This is a genomic window from Mesorhizobium sp. WSM4887 (assembly GCF_029625865.1).
GTDB lineage: Bacteria > Pseudomonadota > Alphaproteobacteria > Rhizobiales > Rhizobiaceae > Mesorhizobium.
In genome coordinates this window covers 430,014-444,963 of sequence record NZ_JARTVP010000004.1, presented here as the reverse complement: position 1 = coordinate 444,963, position 14,950 = coordinate 430,014, and the positions used below count along the sequence as shown (strand labels likewise).

Here is a 14,950-nt window from a genome sequence, read left to right as displayed (position 1 = left end):
AGGCGCGCGGCGGCCCAGCCGCAAACGAGCAGGCCCGCAAGAATAGGAGTGGCAGGCGGGATCGAGGCCTCAATCCACAATCCGACGGAACTGTTGAACCATTGCGAGGTCCGCCGCGTTTCCCGTGGTTGACCACAAGGGAGGAACTACCAGTGAAAGCATCCTATCTCGTCTCCGCCGCGCTCATTGCGGCATCCGCAATGCCGGCGGCGGCTGGCGAAATCTCGGACGGCAAGGTCAAGATCGGCATCTTGAACGACCAGTCCGGCGTCTATGCCGATTTCGGCGGCAAATGGTCGGTCGAGGCCGCCAAGATGGCGGTCGAGGATTTCGGCGGCAAGGTGCAGGGCGCGCCGATCGAGATCGTCAGCGCCGACCACCAGAACAAGCCGGACATCGCCTCCAACATCGCGCGCCAGTGGTACGACACCGAGCAGGTCGACGCGATCATGGAGCTCACCACGTCTTCCGTCGCGCTCGCCGTCCAGGGGCTTTCCAAGGAAAAGAAGAAGATCGACATCGTCACCGGCGCCGCCTCCACCGACCTCACCGGCAAGCAGTGCTCGCCCTATGGTTTCCACTGGGCCTACGACACCCACTCCCAGGCGGTCGGCACCGGCGGCGCGCTGGTGCAGCAGGGCGGCGACAGCTGGTATTTCATCACCGTCGACTATGCATTCGGCTATTCGCTGAAGGACCAGACCGCCAAGCTCGTGGAATCCAGTGGCGGCAAGGTGCTGGGCGAGGTGCGCTATCCGCTTGGCTCCACCGACTATTCCTCCTTCCTGCTGCAGGCGCAGTCCTCCGGCGCCAAGATCATCGGCCTAGCCAATGCCGGCCTCGACACCTCGAACTCGATCAAGCAGGCGGCCGAGTTCGGCATCGTCGCCGGCGGCCAGCGGTTGGCGGCGCTGCTCTTCACGCTGGCCGAGGTGCATGGCCTTGGCCTGCAGGCGGCGCAGGGCGTTGTGCTGACGGAAGGCTATTACTGGGACCGCGACGATGTGAGCCGCGATTTCGCGCAACGCTTCTTCAAGCGCACCAACCGCATGCCAAACATGGTCCAGGCCGGCACCTATTCGGCGGTGACGCAGTATCTGAAGGCCATCGACAAGGCCGGCACCGACGAGACTGAAGCGGTGGCCAAGCAATTGCATGAGATGCCGGTCAACGACGTGTTCACGGTGAACGGCAAGGTGCAGGCCGACGGCTCGATGGTGCACGACATGTATCTCTACCAGGTCAAGAAGCCGGAGGAGAGCAAGAAGGACTGGGACTACTACACCTACCTGGCGACCATTCCCGGCGACAAGGCCTTCATGAAAGCCGAGGACAGCGGCTGCCCGCTCGTCAGCAAGTGACGCTCGACACCGCCACCGCCGTCCGCCGGGACGGCATCGACCAGACGCCGCGGGTGGTGCTTTCCGCCCGCGGCCTGCGGCGCGACTTCGCCGGATTCGTCGCCGTGAAGGATGTCGACCTCGACGTCCACCACGGCAGGATCCATGCCTTGATCGGCCCGAATGGCGCCGGCAAGACCACCATCTTCAACCTGTTGACCAAATTCCTGCAGCCGACCAGCGGCACCATCCAGCTGCTCGGCACCGACATCACCCGCACGCCGCCGGCCAAGGTGGCGCGCATGGGCCTTGTACGCTCCTTCCAGATATCGGCGATCTTTCCGCATCTCAGCGTGCTCGACAATGTGCGCGTCGCGCTGCAGCGTCCGGGCGGGCTGGGCTATCAGTTCTGGCGCCCGGTCTCGGCGCTGGACCAGCTGACGCCCCGGGCGCGCGAGCTGCTAGCCATAGTCGGGCTCGACGACGCCGCGCATCGGCTGGCGGGCGATCTCTCCTATGGCAGGAAGCGTGTGCTGGAAATCGCCACCACGCTGGCGCTCGATCCAAAAGTTCTGCTGCTCGACGAGCCGATGGCCGGCATGGGGCATGAGGATGTCGGCACGATCTCAGGCATCATCCGCTCGCTGGCGAAAGACCGCGCCGTGCTGATGGTCGAGCACAACCTCACCGTCGTTGCCGATCTCTGCGACTGGATCACCGTCATGCAGCGCGGCCAGGTGCTTGCCGCCGGCGACTACGCGACTGTGAGCCAGGACGAGCGCGTGCGCGTCGCCTATATGGGGACCGAGCATGAGTGAGCCACTGCTTGCCGTGCGCGACCTTCATGCCTGGTACGGCGAGGGCCATGCGCTGCACGGCGTCAACCTCGAAGTCCTGCGCGGCGAGACGGTTACGCTGCTTGGCCGCAACGGCGTCGGCAAGACGACGACGCTGCGCGCCATCATGGGGCTGATCCGCAAACGGACGGGCAGCGTCACTTTCAATGGCAAGGACCTGATCCGCCTGCCGCTGCACCGCGTCGCCCACCAGGGCATCGGTTTCGTGCCGGAGGAGCGCGGCATCTTCGCCACGCTCACCGTCGACGAAAATCTGATCCTCCCGCCGGTGGTGGCCAAGGGCGGCATGAGCGTGGAGGAGATCTTCGACCTCTTCCCCAACCTCAAGGAACGTCGCAACAGCCAGGGCACGAAGCTTTCCGGCGGCGAGCAGCAGATGCTGGCGATCGCCCGCATCCTGAGGACCGGCGTCGAAATGCTTTTGCTCGACGAGCCGACCGAAGGCCTTGCGCCGGTCATCGTCCAGCGCATCGGCGAATTGTTGGCGACGCTGAAGAAGCGTGGCATGACCATCCTTTTGGTCGAGCAGAATTTCCGCTTCGCCGCCCGCATCGCCGATCGCTTCTACCTGATGGATCACGGCAAGGTGGTGGAAGGTTTCCCGGTCGGCCAGCTTTCCGCGCACACCGACAAACTGCACGAGGTGCTGGGGGTATGATGGCCAAATGACCATGATCTTCGGCATCCCCATCCAAGCCTTGCTCGGCCAACTGCTTGTCGGCCTGATCAACGGCTCTTTTTACGCCATGCTCAGCCTCGGGCTGGCCGTCATCTTCGGGCTCTTGCGCATCATCAATTTCGCCCATGGCGCGCTCTATATGTTCGGCGCCTTCATCGGCTATCTGCTGCTCGTCCATCTCGGCATCGGCTACTGGCCGGCGCTGATCATCGTGCCTTTGGCCGTCGGCCTGTTCGGCATCGTGGTGGAGCGCGTAGCACTGTCGCGGCTCTACCGGCTCGACCCGCTTTATGGCCTGCTTTTCACCTTCGGCCTTGCGCTGGTCATCGAAGGCGTGTTCCGCTTCTATTATGGCGTCTCCGGCAATCCTTACGCGGTGCCGACCCTGCTTGCCGGAGGCACCAATCTCGGCTTCATGTTCCTGCCCAATTACCGCGGCTGGGTGGTGGTGGCCTCGCTCATCGTCTGCATCGGCACCTGGCTGCTGATCGAAAAGACCAGGCTCGGCTCCTATTTGCGCGCCGCCACGGAGAACCCCGAGCTGGTGCAGGCTTTCGGCGTCAACGTGCCGCTGCTGCTGACGCTCACTTATGGGCTGGGCGCAGCACTTGCCGGGCTGGCCGGCATTCTTGCGGCGCCCGTCTACCAGGTCAGCCCGCTGATGGGATCGGACCTCATCATCGTCGTCTTCGCCGTCGTCGTGGTCGGCGGCATGGGCTCGATCCTCGGCGCCATCGTCACCGGCTACATGCTCGGCCTCGCCGAGGGCCTGACCAAAGTTTTCTATCCGGAGGCCTCGAACCTGGTGGTCTTCGTCATCATGGCAATCGTGCTTTTGCTCCGCCCCGCGGGCCTGTTCGGAAGGGACGCGTAAGATGAGCGAGGCGACCCTTCACGCAGAGCGCGCCGCTGCCTCCGTCCGGCTGGAACGGGCGCTTGTGGCGCTGGGGATCATGGCGCTCGTCGCCGCCCCGTTCGTCATCTACCCGATCTTCGTCATGAAGATGCTGTGCTTCGCGCTGTTCGCCTGCGCCTTCAACCTGCTCCTCGGCTACACCGGGCTGCTTTCCTTCGGCCACGCCGCCTTCTTTGGCGGCGCCGCCTATTTCTGCGCCTATGCCGTGAAAGCCTGGGGCTGGCCGCCCGAGGCCGGCATCCTGCTCGGCGCTGCGGGCGCGGCAGGCATGGGCCTCGTCGTCGGCTTCCTCGCCATCCGCCGGCAAGGCATCTATTTCGCCATGATCACGCTGGCGATGGCGCAGATGTTCTATTTCTTCTGCGTGCAGGCGCCCTTCACCGAAGGCGAGGACGGCATCCAGGGCGTGCCGCGGGGCCATCTCTTCGGCATGCTCGACCTCAACGTGCCGATGAACATGTATTTCTTCGTGCTCGCCATCTTCCTGATAGGCCTTTTCGCCATCTGGCGCATCGTCAACTCGCCCTTCGGCATGATCCTGCGCTCGATCCGCGAGAACGAGAACCGTGCCATTTCGCTCGGCTATTCCGTCGGCCGCTACAAGCTCGCCGCCTTCGTCATGTCGGCGGCCCTTGCCGGCCTCGCCGGCGCGGTGAAGGCGATCGTCTTCCAGTTCGCGACCCTCACCGACGTCACCTGGCAGATGTCGGGCGAGGTCATCCTGATGACGCTTCTTGGCGGCATCGGCACCATGGTCGGCCCGGTGGTCGGCGCCGGCCTCGTCGTCGGCCTCGAGAACACGCTTGCCACCTCCGGCTTCCCGGTGACGATAGCGACCGGCGTGATCTTCATGGTCTGCGTGCTGATCTTCCGGCGCGGGATCGTGGGGGAGATCTATGCGCGGTTGCTGGGGAGGGAGGGCGGCAAGAGCTCTTAAGCAGCCGCCTCGAACCGTTTAATTTCCTTGAGCTCTTCCTGCAGCGACGCGCCCTCCACGGCCAGGTCGTAACTGGCTTGCATGTTCATCCAGAACTGTGGCGTGGTCCCAAAGAATTTGGCGAGACGCAGAGCGGTGTCCGGCGTAACGGGCGTGGTCTCGTTGGCGAGGCGCTCGATGCGGGTACGTGGGACGTGAAGCTTTTTCGCCAGGGTGTAGGGCTTCAGGTCGAGTGGCTCAAGGAACTCGGCCCGCAATATCTCGCCGGGATGAATAGGCTTATCGAGGTTGATCATTGGTTCCGCTCCTGTCGGACAGAGCTGGTTGGTTTAGCTAATGGTAGTCGGTGATCTCCACATTGTCCGCTCCTCCATCGGTCCACCGAAAGCAAACACGAAATTGGTCGTTGATACGGATTGAGTACTGACCGGCGGGATCGCCCTTCAGCGCTTCAAGCCGATTTCCCGGTGGGACTTTGAGGTCGGCCAGTTCGGCTGCGTTGTCCAGCATGAACAGTTTCCGCTGAGCGACACGAATGAGATCTGCCGGAAATCCTTTCGGAGCCTTACCTGTCGAAATCGCTTCAGTGGTCTTGTCTCTGAACGAACGTATCATCCACCACTGCCCCTCGTAACGTATCTTTGCATGATACGTCTCCGAGATCAAGCGCAGAGTATCATGCCGCGATACGAAATGCCCCGAGGGATCATGTTGAGTGAGGTGCGCCCCACCGGCACCTCCAGCCCGACCTTTACCCGATCCATCGCAACGAACGTGCGAAACCGCCTGACGTTGTTGTTCTCAAAAAACAATCGCCGGGTCAGCGCCTCGTAGTCGGCCATTGTCGCCACGGTGACGACCAGGATGAAGTCGGCCTCGCCGGTCACGTAATAGCATTGCTGCACTTCCGGCACCGCGGCGAAGCCACGCTTGGCGGCGTCGATCAGCTCGGCCCGCTCGCTCTCCACCTCGACCTCGACGAAGATCGTGATCGGATGGCCGACCTTGGCCGGATCGACCAGCGCGACATTGGCGCGGATGACGCCCATTTCCTCCATGTGCTTGATGCGCCGCTGCACGGCCGGCGCCGAGAGGTTCACCGTCTCGCCGATAATGCGCTGGGGCGTGCTGTTGTCCTTCTGCAGGATGGCGAGGATGGCGCGGTCGAAGGCGTCGAGGTCGGGCAAAATGGACATGACAGCATCTAAACGAAACAAACTTGCATTTCAGGTGCCGAAACAGAGCGCCTTTCTCACTGGACTTGCAATAAATTTCAGCCAACAAGACAGAGAGAGCCGATCCATGTTCCTCCTTAACCACCACCCGAGCCATCGCCAGCCGCTGACCGATGAAGACGCCGCGACGCTTGGGCTCGCCGGAGCCGCCGAGGCCGAGCGCTTCCTGGCCGCACGCGACAACCATGCCGAGACGCCGCTGCATGCTTTGCCGGCGCTGGCCGGCGAACTCGGAATCGCCGCGCTCCACATCAAGGACGAGGGTAAGCGCCTCGGCCTCGGCAGCTTCAAGGCGCTGGGCGGCGCCTACGCCGTCATCCGACTGGTGCTGGAAGAGGCCGAGGAACGGCTCGGCCGCGCCATCGATGTCGCGGAATTGCATGGGCCCGACGTGCAGGCGATTGCGGCCGGGATGACCTTCGCCTGCGCGACCGACGGCAATCATGGACGCTCGGTGGCGCAGGGCGCCGGCCTGGTCGGTGCGCGCTCCGTCATCTTCGTCCATTCGGGCGTAAGCAGCGAACGCGTGGCGGCGATCGCCCGCTTCGGCGCCGAGATCGTGCGCATCGCCGGCGATTACGACCAGTCGGTCAGGGAAGCCGCCCGTGTCGCCGCCGAGCGCGGCTGGACCGTCGTCTCCGACACATCCTGGCCGGGCTATGAGCGCATCCCGGGGCTGGTGATGCAGGGCTACACCGTTATCGTGCGCGAAGCGCTGAGGCGCTTGCCGCAGCCGCCCACCCACGTCTTCCTGCAGGCCGGCGTCGGCGGCCTTGCGGCTGCGGTGGCCGGCCATTTCGCCATCGTGCTTGGCGAGGATCGCCCTGCGGCAATCGTGGTCGAGCCCGCGCGGGCGGCGTGCGTCTACGCCACCGCGAAGGCGGGGCGTCCAGTCGCGATTGCGCACAGCAAGCCCACGGTGATGGCGATGCTCGAATGTTACGAGCCGTCATTGGTCGCTTGGCGCGTCCTGTCGCGGCTCGGCGATGCTTTCATGACCGTGGACGAGGACGACGCGGTTTCGGTGATGAACCGCCTGGGGCGGCCTTCAGGCACTGATCCGGCGATCGTTTCCGGCGAGAGCGGCGGGGCGGGGCTCGCCGGGCTGATCCGCGCTGCCGGCGACAAGAAGATGCGCGGGGCTCTCGGCCTCGATGCCCATTCGCGCGTGCTCATCATCAACTCCGAAGGCGCGACAGACCCCGGCCGCTATGCCGAGCTGGTCGGGATGGCGCCGGACGAGGTTGCGCTGGCGAGGCAGCCGGCATGAGCAATCTGACGATCAATGCCGACCGTCTGCTTGGCCGTATCGAGGAGCTCGGCAGCCTCGGTCGCGATGCGCAGGGCCGGCTCGTCCGCGTTGCCGCCTCCGACATGGACAAGCTTGGCCGCGACCGCCTTGTCGGTTGGCTGGAAGAGGCAGAGCTCGACGTCGCCATCGATCGTATGGGCAACATCTTCGGCATCTGGCAGGGCGACGCCGAGGCAGGCCAGGAAGCGGTGATGCTCGGCTCGCACATCGACACGGTGATCGACGCCGGCATCTATGACGGCTGCTACGGCGTGCTTGCCGGCCTCGAAGCGATCGAGAGCCTGAAGGAGGCAGGATTCGCGCCGGCGCGCCCGCTTGTGGTCGCCGCCTTCACCAATGAGGAGGGCGTGCGCTATTCGCCTGATATGATGGGCTCGCTGGTCTTTGCCGCCGGCCGGGATATCGAAGAGGCGCTGGCCTCGATCGGCACCGACGGCTCGGTGCTGGGTAAGGAGTTGGAGCGCATCGGCTATGCCGGCCGACATCAGCCCGGCTTCCTCAAGCCGCATGTCTATGTCGAGCTGCATGTCGAACAGGGGCCGGTGCTGGAGCGCGAGGGCATCGCCATCGGCGCGGTCGAGAACCTGCAGGGCATTTCCTGGCAGCGCATAACCATCGACGGCGTGGCCAACCATGCCGGCACCACGCCGATGTCGATGCGCCAGGATGCCGGCGTCGCCGCCGCGCGGGTGATCAGCTTCCTCGCTGACCGAGCCAGCGCCTCGCCGACGCCCACGGTCGCCACCGTTGGCACCATTGCTTTCGAGCCAAACGCCATCAACGTCATCCCGTCGCGGGCAATCTTCACCATCGACCTTCGCGATCCGAACGAAATGCATCTTCGCGAAGCGGAAGCGGCGCTCGCCGCCTTCCTGGACGACCTTGCTGCAAGCGCCGGCGTCACCATCCATGCCGAAAGCCTGGCGCGCTTCGAGCCGGTGACGTTCGATGCCGGCATCGTCTCGCTGATCGAGGATGGCGCCAGAGCCGCCGGCCTCTCCTGCCGGCGCATGACGTCGGGCGCGGGGCACGACGCGCAGATGATTGCCCGCATTGCGCCGTCCGCGATGATCTTCGTGCCGAGCCGGGGCGGCATCAGCCACAGCCCGGACGAGTTCACCGCCGCCGACGAACTGGTTGCGGGCGCCAATGTCCTGCTTGGCGTCGCCGCCCGGCTGGCAGCCGCCTGATCGCGGAACCAAACGGTATGTTGTCGACGGCAGGTGCCGCCAAGGCGAAACACCACCAAAAATAGTCATCTCGAAACGTTGCGTGCCACCAAGGCGGGAATCCGGCGACATCTGATCGAAACAAACTTCAATCACTAGCCAGATCAGGGAGCGCGATTCTCGCGCGCGTCAAAAAAGTTCAGTGTATCGAAGAAAGAATAGCATGCTGCTCATCAACCAGCGCCCCGAACACAACCAGCCGCTGGTGCCGGCCGACGCCGAGGCCCTCGGCCTGGCGGGCGCCGACCGGGCCGAGCATTATCTGAGGGCTCGCGACGACCATGCCGAAACGCCTCTCTATGCCTTGCCGGCGCTGGCCAATGGCCTCGGCATCGCAGCACTGCATGTCAAGGACGAGGGCCAGCGTCTTGGCCTTGGCAGCTTCAAGGCGCTGGGCGGCGCCTATGCCGTCATGCGGCTGGTGCTGGAAGAGGCCGGCAAGCGCTTCGGTCGCGAAGTCGATATCTGCGAAATTAACGATCCGAAGCTGCGCGCTATCGCCGCCCAGATGACCTTCTGCTGCGCCACCGATGGCAACCACGGCCGATCGGTCGCGCAGGGGGCGGGCCTCGTTGGCGCGCGTTCGGTCATCTACGTCCATGCCGGCGTCAGCGCCGAGCGCGTGGCGGCCATCGCCCGCTTCGGCGCCGAGATCGTGCAGGTCGAGGGCGGTTATGATCAGGCGGTCCGCGAAGTCGCCCGGGTCGGCGCCGAGCGCGGCTGGAAGATCGTCTCCAACACCTCCTGGCGCGGCTACGAGCGCATTCCGGGGCTTGTCATGCAGGGCTACACGGTGATCGTGCGCGAGGCGCTGCGGCACATGGCCGAACCGCCCACGCACGTCTTCCTGCAGGCCGGCGTCGGCGGTTTTGCGGCGGCGCTTGCGGGCTATATGGCAATTCTGCTCGGCGAGGGGCGGCCGAAGGCCGTGGTGGTCGAGCCGAGGCGCTCGGCTTGCGTCTACGCCTCGGTGGAGGCCGGCCGTCCCGTAACGATCGCTCCTCAGCTGTCGACGGTGATGGCGATGCTGGAATGCGCCGAGCCGTCCCTGATCGCCTGGCGGGTGCTGGCCCGCGTCGGCGACGTCTTCATGACCGTCGACGAAGACGACGCGGTCGCGGTGATGAACCGGCTGGCCCGGCCCTTGGACAACGATCCGGCCATCGTTTCCGGCGAGAGCGGCGGCGCGGGGCTTGCCGGGCTGATCCGCGCAGCCGGAGACAAGGGCATGCGCGCGGCTCTCGGGCTCGATGCGACGTCGCGTGTCCTCGTCATCAATTCGGAAGGCGCGACCGACGCCGGCCGTTACACCGAGCTGGTCGGGGCGGTGCCGCGGGAGCTGGAGCTGCAGATCGCCTGAAGGATTTTCAGGAAAGCGGGCTTCCCCCCGGAATCGATGGAAATGAAGCGCAACTTCGGGAAGACTCGCCTGGAACGAGCGCTGGGGAAAGAGAAGATGGCTGACCTCGACCAGCAGCAGCTGCATCGCGCGATGACGGCCTGGCGGCGCGACCTCCACGCCCACCCGGAATTCGGCTTCGAGGAAAAGAGCACCGCCGCCTTCGTGGCGGAGAAGCTTCGCGCCTTCGGGCTCGAAGTCGCGGAAGGCATCGGCGGCACCGGCGTTGTCGGCACGCTGGCCAGGGGCAGCGGCAATCGCGCGATTGCGCTGCGCGCCGACATGGATGCGCTGCGCATCGCCGAGCAAGGGACGCGAGCCTGGACCTCGCAGACGCCCGGCATCATGCATGCGTGCGGCCATGACGGCCACACCGCCATGCTGCTCGGCGCGGCGAAGCTGCTGGCGGAAGAAGGGGGCTTCGACGGCACGGTGCGGTTCATCTTCCAGCCGGCCGAGGAGTGGGGCAGGGGCGCGCTTGCGATGATCGAAGACGGGCTCATCGAACGCTTTCCCTTCGAGGAAATCTTCGGGCTGCACAATATGCCGGGCTTGCCCATCGGCCACTTCGAAACCCGGAGCGGTCCGATCATGTCGGCCGAGGACAATTTCGAGATCGTGCTGAAAGGCTTGGGCGGCCACGCCGCCAGGCCGCACGACGCTCGCGAGACGCTGATTGCCGCCTGCGCGCTGGTCGTCAACCTGCAGACCATCGTCTCGCGACGCCTGAGCCCCGTCGATATCGGCGTCGTCTCGGTCACCGAGCTCATCACCGACGGCACCCGCAACGCGCTGCCCGGCCTCGCCCGCATCCTTGGCGACTGTCGCAGTTTCCGGCCCGAGGTGAGCGCGGCGATCGAGAAGGAGATGCGCGGCATCGCCGAAGGCACGGCGCAGGCCTATAACGTAGCGGCTGAGGTCACTTACACGCGCGAGTTCGTGCCCTTGATCAACGACGCGGCGCTGGTGAATGAGGCGCTTGCTGCGGCCCGAACGGTGCTGGCCGGCGATGCCGTCGGCATCGCCGCCGAGCCGATGACCGCCTCGGAGGATTTCGCCCGCTTCCTCACCGAAGTGCCCGGCTGTTTCGTCTTCCTCGGCAACGGCAATTCCGCCACGCTGCACAACCCGGCCTACGATTTCAACGATGAAGGCCTGCTGCATGGCGCGCGTTTCCACGCGGCGGTGGTGCGGCGAAGGCTGGCGGCGGGGTAAGGGCGTCTGCGATTGGCGAAAGCGGCGGAGCTTCTGCTTCGTCATCCTCGAGCTTGACCCGAGGATCCATTCGATGACCTTTGGCGTAGAGTTCGGCAGCGCAGAATACTGTAGCTGTTGCAACGCTTTAGCGTAACGGCATGAATCCCAGGGTCTGCGCGCGTCGCTTCGCTCCTTGCTTCGCCCTCGGATGACGAAGCAGATGGGCCGCGATCCTTCGCGCCCCCCTGTTCTGCCGGACCTTTCCTCCAAAAAGCGGGGAGATTGGCAGCTTCACCCCAGTAACCCTTTTTTGTCAGCTTTCATGCACTATGCCCGAACGGGGACGGCAAGAACGAGGGCATGGCGGACGACACCAAACGCAACGGCGAATTCTGGGCGCTGGCGCTCGATCGCGCCCAGCTCGGCCTATGGGACTGGAATCTCCCGACGGGCGATTGCTACTATTCGCCGACCTGGTGGAAGATGCTGGGTTATGCCGAGGGCGAGCTCGATACCTCCGATCTGTGGCTGAAGCTCACTCATCCCGACGACTGCGAGCGAGCACTGGCGAGCGGCGACCGCCATATCGCTGGTGACACCGAGTCGATCGAGACGGAACTACGGCTGAAGCACAAGGACGGCCGCTGGGTCTGGGTGCTTGACCGCGGCGGCATCGTCGAGCGCGATGCCGAGGGCAAGCCGCTGCGCCTGATGGGCGTGCAGACCGATATCACCAGGCAGAAGGAGGCCGAGGCCGCGCTTGAGCAGGTCAATGTCCGCTTGCGGCTCGCGCTCGCCGCCAGCGGCACCGGCATCTGGCACTACGATATCGGCACCAACAAGAGCTATTGGGACCCGCGCACTAGGGAGATCTTCGGCCTGGTCAGCGATACCGACGAGGTGACGGCCGATCTCTGGCACACCTATCTCCACCCGGACGACAAGGAGGCCACCGAGCGCGCGCATCTGCCGCCGCCGGGCTCGAAAAGCGTGACCGCCACGCAATACCGTATCATCCGGCGCGACGGCTCGGTCCGCCATGTCGAGTCGCTGGTGCGTTTGATCGCCGGCGCCGGCTCGGCCGGCCAGATCCTCGGCACGGTACGCGACATCACCGACGAGACGAAGCGCGCCGAGGAGCTCGCTTACGCCGCCCATCACGATGCGCTGACCGGGCTGTGGAACCGCTCGGCCTTCGACCGGCTGCTCGCCGAAAACATCGGCGCGGCGGACCGGCTGCCGCTTGCCGTCTTTTATGTCGACCTCGACTACTTCAAGGCGCTGAACGACTATGCCGGCCATGCTGCGGGCGATATCGCGCTGAAGAGCGTCGCCGGCGGCATCCGCGCCAGCCTGCCGCCTTCGGCCCACGCCGCGCGCCTCGGCGGCGACGAATTCGCGCTGCTGGTTCCGAACTGCAACGACGCTTGCGCCGAGCGGCTGGCGCGTGCCGTGCTCGCCGCGGTGCGCGACGCCGATCTCGGCTCCGCCGTGTCGTCCCGCAGGCTAGCCGCCAGCATCGGCATCGCCTTCGTGCGCGATCCCCGGACGACGGTAACCGATGCGCTCGCCTGCGCCGACGATGCCTGCTACGCCGCCAAAGCCGGCGGGCGCGACCGCTTCGCCGTGTTCTCGGCCGAAACAGCTTCCGGAGCCGGCGGCCTCAACGCCGCGCGGCTTGCCGCCGATCTGGTCGATGCCATGGAGGACAGCCGGTTGAAGCTGTTCGGCCAGGAGATCCATCGCCTCGGCAGGCCTTGGCAAGACAGCCGCCATGTCGAGGTGCTGGCGCGGCTCGAGGCGCGCAACGGCAAGCTGATCTTGCCGGGCGAGTTCATGCCGGTGGCCGAACGCTTCGGCCTTGCCGCCCGGCTCGACCGCTGGATCATCCGCACGGCGCTGTCGCGCCATGGCAGGGCGATGCTCTCCGGCGCCGTCTCGCTCGGCTTCAACCTGTCGGCGCAGACGCTCTCCGATCCGCAGCTTTGGGATTTCGTCGACGCGGCGATCGCCGAGAACGGCGCGCCGCCGTCTGCAATCGGCTTCGAGATCACCGAGACCGCGGCTGTCACCAATTTCGACGCAGCGGAGGAATTCGTGCGCCGGGCAAGGCTGCGCCATTGCCGTGTCAGCCTCGACGATTTCGGCGCCGGCATGAGCTCGTTCGAATATCTGCGGCGCTTTCCTATCGATGCGATCAAGATTGACGGCTCCTTCGTCCAGCACATCGCCGACAGCCGCTTCGACCGCGAGATCGTCTCGGCAATCGCCGGCATCGCCCGCTCGATGGGCTGCGCCGTCGTGGCCGAGAAGGTCGAGGGGAAAAGCGCGCTGGAGATCCTCGTCGGCATGGGCGTCGGCTATGGCCAAGGCTATTTCCTGCACCGGCCAGAGCCGCTGGAGGCGATCGTCGCGCGGGCCGCGGCTGAGAAGCCACAAGCCCGGGTGGGTGTCGCAAAATAAGCTACGCTAAAATTGCGAGCGCCCTCCGCGATTGCCGAGGCAGCTCGGCCTGGATCAGCTCGGCATTCGCCCGATACAATGGTCCCGCGATCATCGACCCGCAAGACGCGGACCCGCTAGACTGGCGCTGGAAAAGCATCTGGGCAGGATCGACGAGACCGCTGCGATCAAGTCTGGCGAAATTGGGCTCTACGGCAATTGATGCGATGGAGAGCCAATCTCCTCCTTGGGGGAGATGCCCCGGCATGGCAGAGGGGGGCCGCCGGCGTTTACCCCATCACCCACCGCAATACCCCGGCCGAAGCCACGCCGATGACCACCGTCGGCAGCATCGACAGTCTTGCCGCCGCGAGCAATGTGATGACGAGCGCCGCCAGATCGGCCGGATTCTTCGACACGAAGTCGGGCGCGATCACCGAGATCAGCACGCAGCCGGGCGCGGCTTCCATCACGGCGGTGGCGCGTGGACTGAGCGTGCGGTTCCTGAGCACGACATAGCCGCCGATCCGCGTCAAATAGGTGACGCCGGCCATGGCGAGGATGGCGAGGACGGTCCAGGGCTCGATCATTTCTCACCTGCCAGAAGCCAGGCGGACACCAACCCGGACAGCGCGCCTGTCGCCACGTACCAGGCGCCCGGAACGACCAGATAAGTTGCCGCCGCCACCACTAGGCTGACAAGCCAGGGGCGCGCCGCGGCAAAACCCTTCCACATGCCGCGCAGCAGCACCAGGAACACTGCCGGAAAGGCCATGGCGAAGCCGTAGCGCTCGACGTTGCCAAGCACCGGCCCGAGCGCCGCTCCGCAGGTCGTGAAAATCACCCAGGCAAGATAGAAGGGAAGGGCAGTTCCCGCATAGTAGGCGAGGCTGAAGGCTGGCCGCAGTCCGCTGGCCGCGCGGCGCTTCGCGTCGGCGAGCCCGAGCGCAAAGCTCTCGTCGCACATCAAGAACAGCGCGGGCAGCGCCTTGCGTTTGGGCAGGTGGCGCAGGAACGGCGCAAGTGCCGCGCCCATCAGGAAATGCCGGCTGTTGACCAGCAATGTGATGGCGGCGATCAACAGCACATGCGGCGGCGAGGTCCAGAGCTGGATGGCGGCAAATTCGGAGCCGCCGGCGAAGTTGAGGCCCGTCATCAACGGCACCTCGACGACGCTCAAGCCCTTCTGCGCGGCCTGCGCGCCCAGCACGAGTGCGTAGGGGACAATGCCAAGCAGCACCGGCGTCGAGGCGGCGGCGCCCCGCCGGAATTCGGCGCCGCGTGCTTCGGCGGGAGGGTGGCCCAGGGTTATCTCGGAAACGCTCATGGCTCTTCTTCGGCCAGCCTTGCGGGGCGGCCTTCTCCGGTTGCTCGATGGTCGGTTATCGCTGGCCACCATAGCCGAAA

The 14,950-nt window shown here is 65.4% G+C and carries 15 protein-coding genes; 10 read left to right on the top strand and 5 right to left on the bottom strand.

Annotated features, from left to right (window positions below; translation table 11 throughout):
* The first annotated feature begins 152 nt into the window (after window positions 1-152).
* The 5 genes from P9230_RS19135 to P9230_RS19115 are packed head-to-tail and all read left to right on the top strand — an operon-like array spanning window position 153 to window position 4,729.
* Window positions 153-1,361 carry an ABC transporter substrate-binding protein gene (locus P9230_RS19135; protein WP_066998453.1) on the top strand — a complete coding sequence of 403 codons (1,209 nt, stop codon included), beginning with the start codon at window positions 153-155 and terminating at the stop codon, window positions 1,359-1,361.
* Entirely contained in the window at window positions 1,358-2,158 is an 801-nt protein-coding gene (locus P9230_RS19130) for an ABC transporter ATP-binding protein (protein WP_245418863.1), read from the top strand. The genes P9230_RS19135 and P9230_RS19130 overlap by 4 nt, the downstream gene beginning before the upstream one ends.
* Entirely contained in the window at window positions 2,151-2,855 is a 705-nt protein-coding gene (locus tag P9230_RS19125) for an ABC transporter ATP-binding protein (RefSeq protein ID WP_066998451.1), read from the top strand. Before P9230_RS19130 ends, P9230_RS19125 begins: the two co-directional genes overlap by 8 nt.
* Window positions 2,856-2,862: 7 nt before the next feature.
* Window positions 2,863-3,750 carry a branched-chain amino acid ABC transporter permease gene (locus P9230_RS19120; RefSeq protein ID WP_066998448.1) on the top strand — a complete coding sequence of 296 codons (888 nt, stop codon included), beginning with the start codon at window positions 2,863-2,865 and terminating at the stop codon, window positions 3,748-3,750.
* Between the two features lies 1 nt (window position 3,751).
* On the top strand, window positions 3,752-4,729 hold the full coding sequence (locus P9230_RS19115) for a branched-chain amino acid ABC transporter permease (protein WP_067322567.1): 978 nt from the start codon (window positions 3,752-3,754) through the stop codon (window positions 4,727-4,729).
* On the opposite strand, the gene P9230_RS19110 is transcribed toward P9230_RS19115, so the two are convergent.
* From P9230_RS19110 to P9230_RS19100, 3 genes are read right to left on the bottom strand one after another with little or no spacing between them, the layout of a single operon-like run.
* On the bottom strand, window positions 4,726-5,025 hold the full coding sequence (locus tag P9230_RS19110; RefSeq protein WP_067322571.1) for a HigA family addiction module antitoxin: 300 nt from the start codon (window positions 5,023-5,025) through the stop codon (window positions 4,726-4,728). The genes P9230_RS19115 and P9230_RS19110 overlap by 4 nt on opposite strands.
* 37 nt (window positions 5,026-5,062) lie before the next feature.
* Window positions 5,063-5,344 carry a type II toxin-antitoxin system RelE/ParE family toxin gene (locus P9230_RS19105; protein WP_278111476.1) on the bottom strand — a complete coding sequence of 94 codons (282 nt, stop codon included), beginning with the start codon at window positions 5,342-5,344 and terminating at the stop codon, window positions 5,063-5,065.
* 47 nt (window positions 5,345-5,391) lie between these two features.
* Window positions 5,392-5,925 (bottom strand): Lrp/AsnC family transcriptional regulator, encoded by a 534-nt coding sequence (locus P9230_RS19100; RefSeq protein WP_278120427.1) that lies wholly within the window; start codon window positions 5,923-5,925, stop codon window positions 5,392-5,394.
* Window positions 5,926-6,031: 106 nt separating this feature from the next.
* Between P9230_RS19100 and P9230_RS19095 the strand changes: the two genes are divergently transcribed.
* From P9230_RS19095 to P9230_RS19075, 5 genes are all read left to right on the top strand, one after another.
* The gene (locus P9230_RS19095) at window positions 6,032-7,234 is read left to right on the top strand and encodes a diaminopropionate ammonia-lyase (protein ID WP_278120425.1); all 1,203 of its coding nucleotides are present in this window, start codon (window positions 6,032-6,034) and stop codon (window positions 7,232-7,234) included.
* Entirely contained in the window at window positions 7,231-8,466 is a 1,236-nt protein-coding gene (locus P9230_RS19090; RefSeq protein ID WP_278120423.1) for a Zn-dependent hydrolase, read from the top strand. The genes P9230_RS19095 and P9230_RS19090 overlap by 4 nt, the downstream gene beginning before the upstream one ends.
* A gap of 202 nt (window positions 8,467-8,668) precedes the next feature.
* Window positions 8,669-9,865 (top strand): diaminopropionate ammonia-lyase, encoded by a 1,197-nt coding sequence (locus P9230_RS19085; protein ID WP_095824508.1) that lies wholly within the window; start codon window positions 8,669-8,671, stop codon window positions 9,863-9,865.
* Window positions 9,866-9,961: 96 nt separating this feature from the next.
* Window positions 9,962-11,119, top strand: coding sequence for a M20 aminoacylase family protein (locus P9230_RS19080; RefSeq protein WP_278120421.1), 1,158 nt, complete (start codon window positions 9,962-9,964; stop codon window positions 11,117-11,119).
* A gap of 342 nt (window positions 11,120-11,461) precedes the next feature.
* Complete coding sequence (locus P9230_RS19075; RefSeq protein WP_278120418.1) at window positions 11,462-13,564, top strand: EAL domain-containing protein; 2,103 nt, start codon at window positions 11,462-11,464, stop codon at window positions 13,562-13,564.
* A 269-nt stretch (window positions 13,565-13,833) separates the two neighbouring features.
* Here P9230_RS19075 and P9230_RS19070 read toward each other — a convergent pair whose 3' ends face one another.
* Window positions 13,834-14,133: an AzlD family protein gene (locus P9230_RS19070; protein WP_278120416.1), complete on the bottom strand. Its 300-nt coding sequence runs from the start codon at window positions 14,131-14,133 to the stop codon at window positions 13,834-13,836.
* Window positions 14,130-14,870: an AzlC family ABC transporter permease gene (locus P9230_RS19065; RefSeq protein ID WP_095824506.1), complete on the bottom strand. Its 741-nt coding sequence runs from the start codon at window positions 14,868-14,870 to the stop codon at window positions 14,130-14,132. Before P9230_RS19065 ends, P9230_RS19070 begins: the two co-directional genes overlap by 4 nt.
* Window positions 14,871-14,950: the final 80 nt, after the last annotated feature.

What these genes read in the sequence shown, in the direction of transcription:
- P9230_RS19125 (WP_066998451.1), top strand. Translation starts at nt 2,151, where the DNA reads ATGAGTGAGCCACTGCTTGCCGTGCGCGACCTTCATGCCTGGTACGGC.
- P9230_RS19120 (WP_066998448.1), top strand. Translation starts at nt 2,863, where the DNA reads ATGACCATGATCTTCGGCATCCCCATCCAAGCCTTGCTCGGCCAACTG.
- P9230_RS19115 (WP_067322567.1), top strand. Translation starts at nt 3,752, where the DNA reads ATGAGCGAGGCGACCCTTCACGCAGAGCGCGCCGCTGCCTCCGTCCGG.
- P9230_RS19110 (WP_067322571.1), bottom strand. Translation starts at nt 5,025, where the DNA reads ATGATCAACCTCGATAAGCCTATTCATCCCGGCGAGATATTGCGGGCC.
- P9230_RS19105 (WP_278111476.1), bottom strand. Translation starts at nt 5,344, where the DNA reads ATGATACGTTCGTTCAGAGACAAGACCACTGAAGCGATTTCGACAGGT.
- P9230_RS19100 (WP_278120427.1), bottom strand. Translation starts at nt 5,925, where the DNA reads ATGTCCATTTTGCCCGACCTCGACGCCTTCGACCGCGCCATCCTCGCC.
- P9230_RS19095 (WP_278120425.1), top strand. Translation starts at nt 6,032, where the DNA reads ATGTTCCTCCTTAACCACCACCCGAGCCATCGCCAGCCGCTGACCGAT.
- P9230_RS19090 (WP_278120423.1), top strand. Translation starts at nt 7,231, where the DNA reads ATGAGCAATCTGACGATCAATGCCGACCGTCTGCTTGGCCGTATCGAG.
- P9230_RS19085 (WP_095824508.1), top strand. Translation starts at nt 8,669, where the DNA reads ATGCTGCTCATCAACCAGCGCCCCGAACACAACCAGCCGCTGGTGCCG.
- P9230_RS19080 (WP_278120421.1), top strand. Translation starts at nt 9,962, where the DNA reads ATGGCTGACCTCGACCAGCAGCAGCTGCATCGCGCGATGACGGCCTGG.
- P9230_RS19075 (WP_278120418.1), top strand. Translation starts at nt 11,462, where the DNA reads ATGGCGGACGACACCAAACGCAACGGCGAATTCTGGGCGCTGGCGCTC.
- P9230_RS19070 (WP_278120416.1), bottom strand. Translation starts at nt 14,133, where the DNA reads ATGATCGAGCCCTGGACCGTCCTCGCCATCCTCGCCATGGCCGGCGTC.
- P9230_RS19065 (WP_095824506.1), bottom strand. Translation starts at nt 14,870, where the DNA reads ATGAGCGTTTCCGAGATAACCCTGGGCCACCCTCCCGCCGAAGCACGC.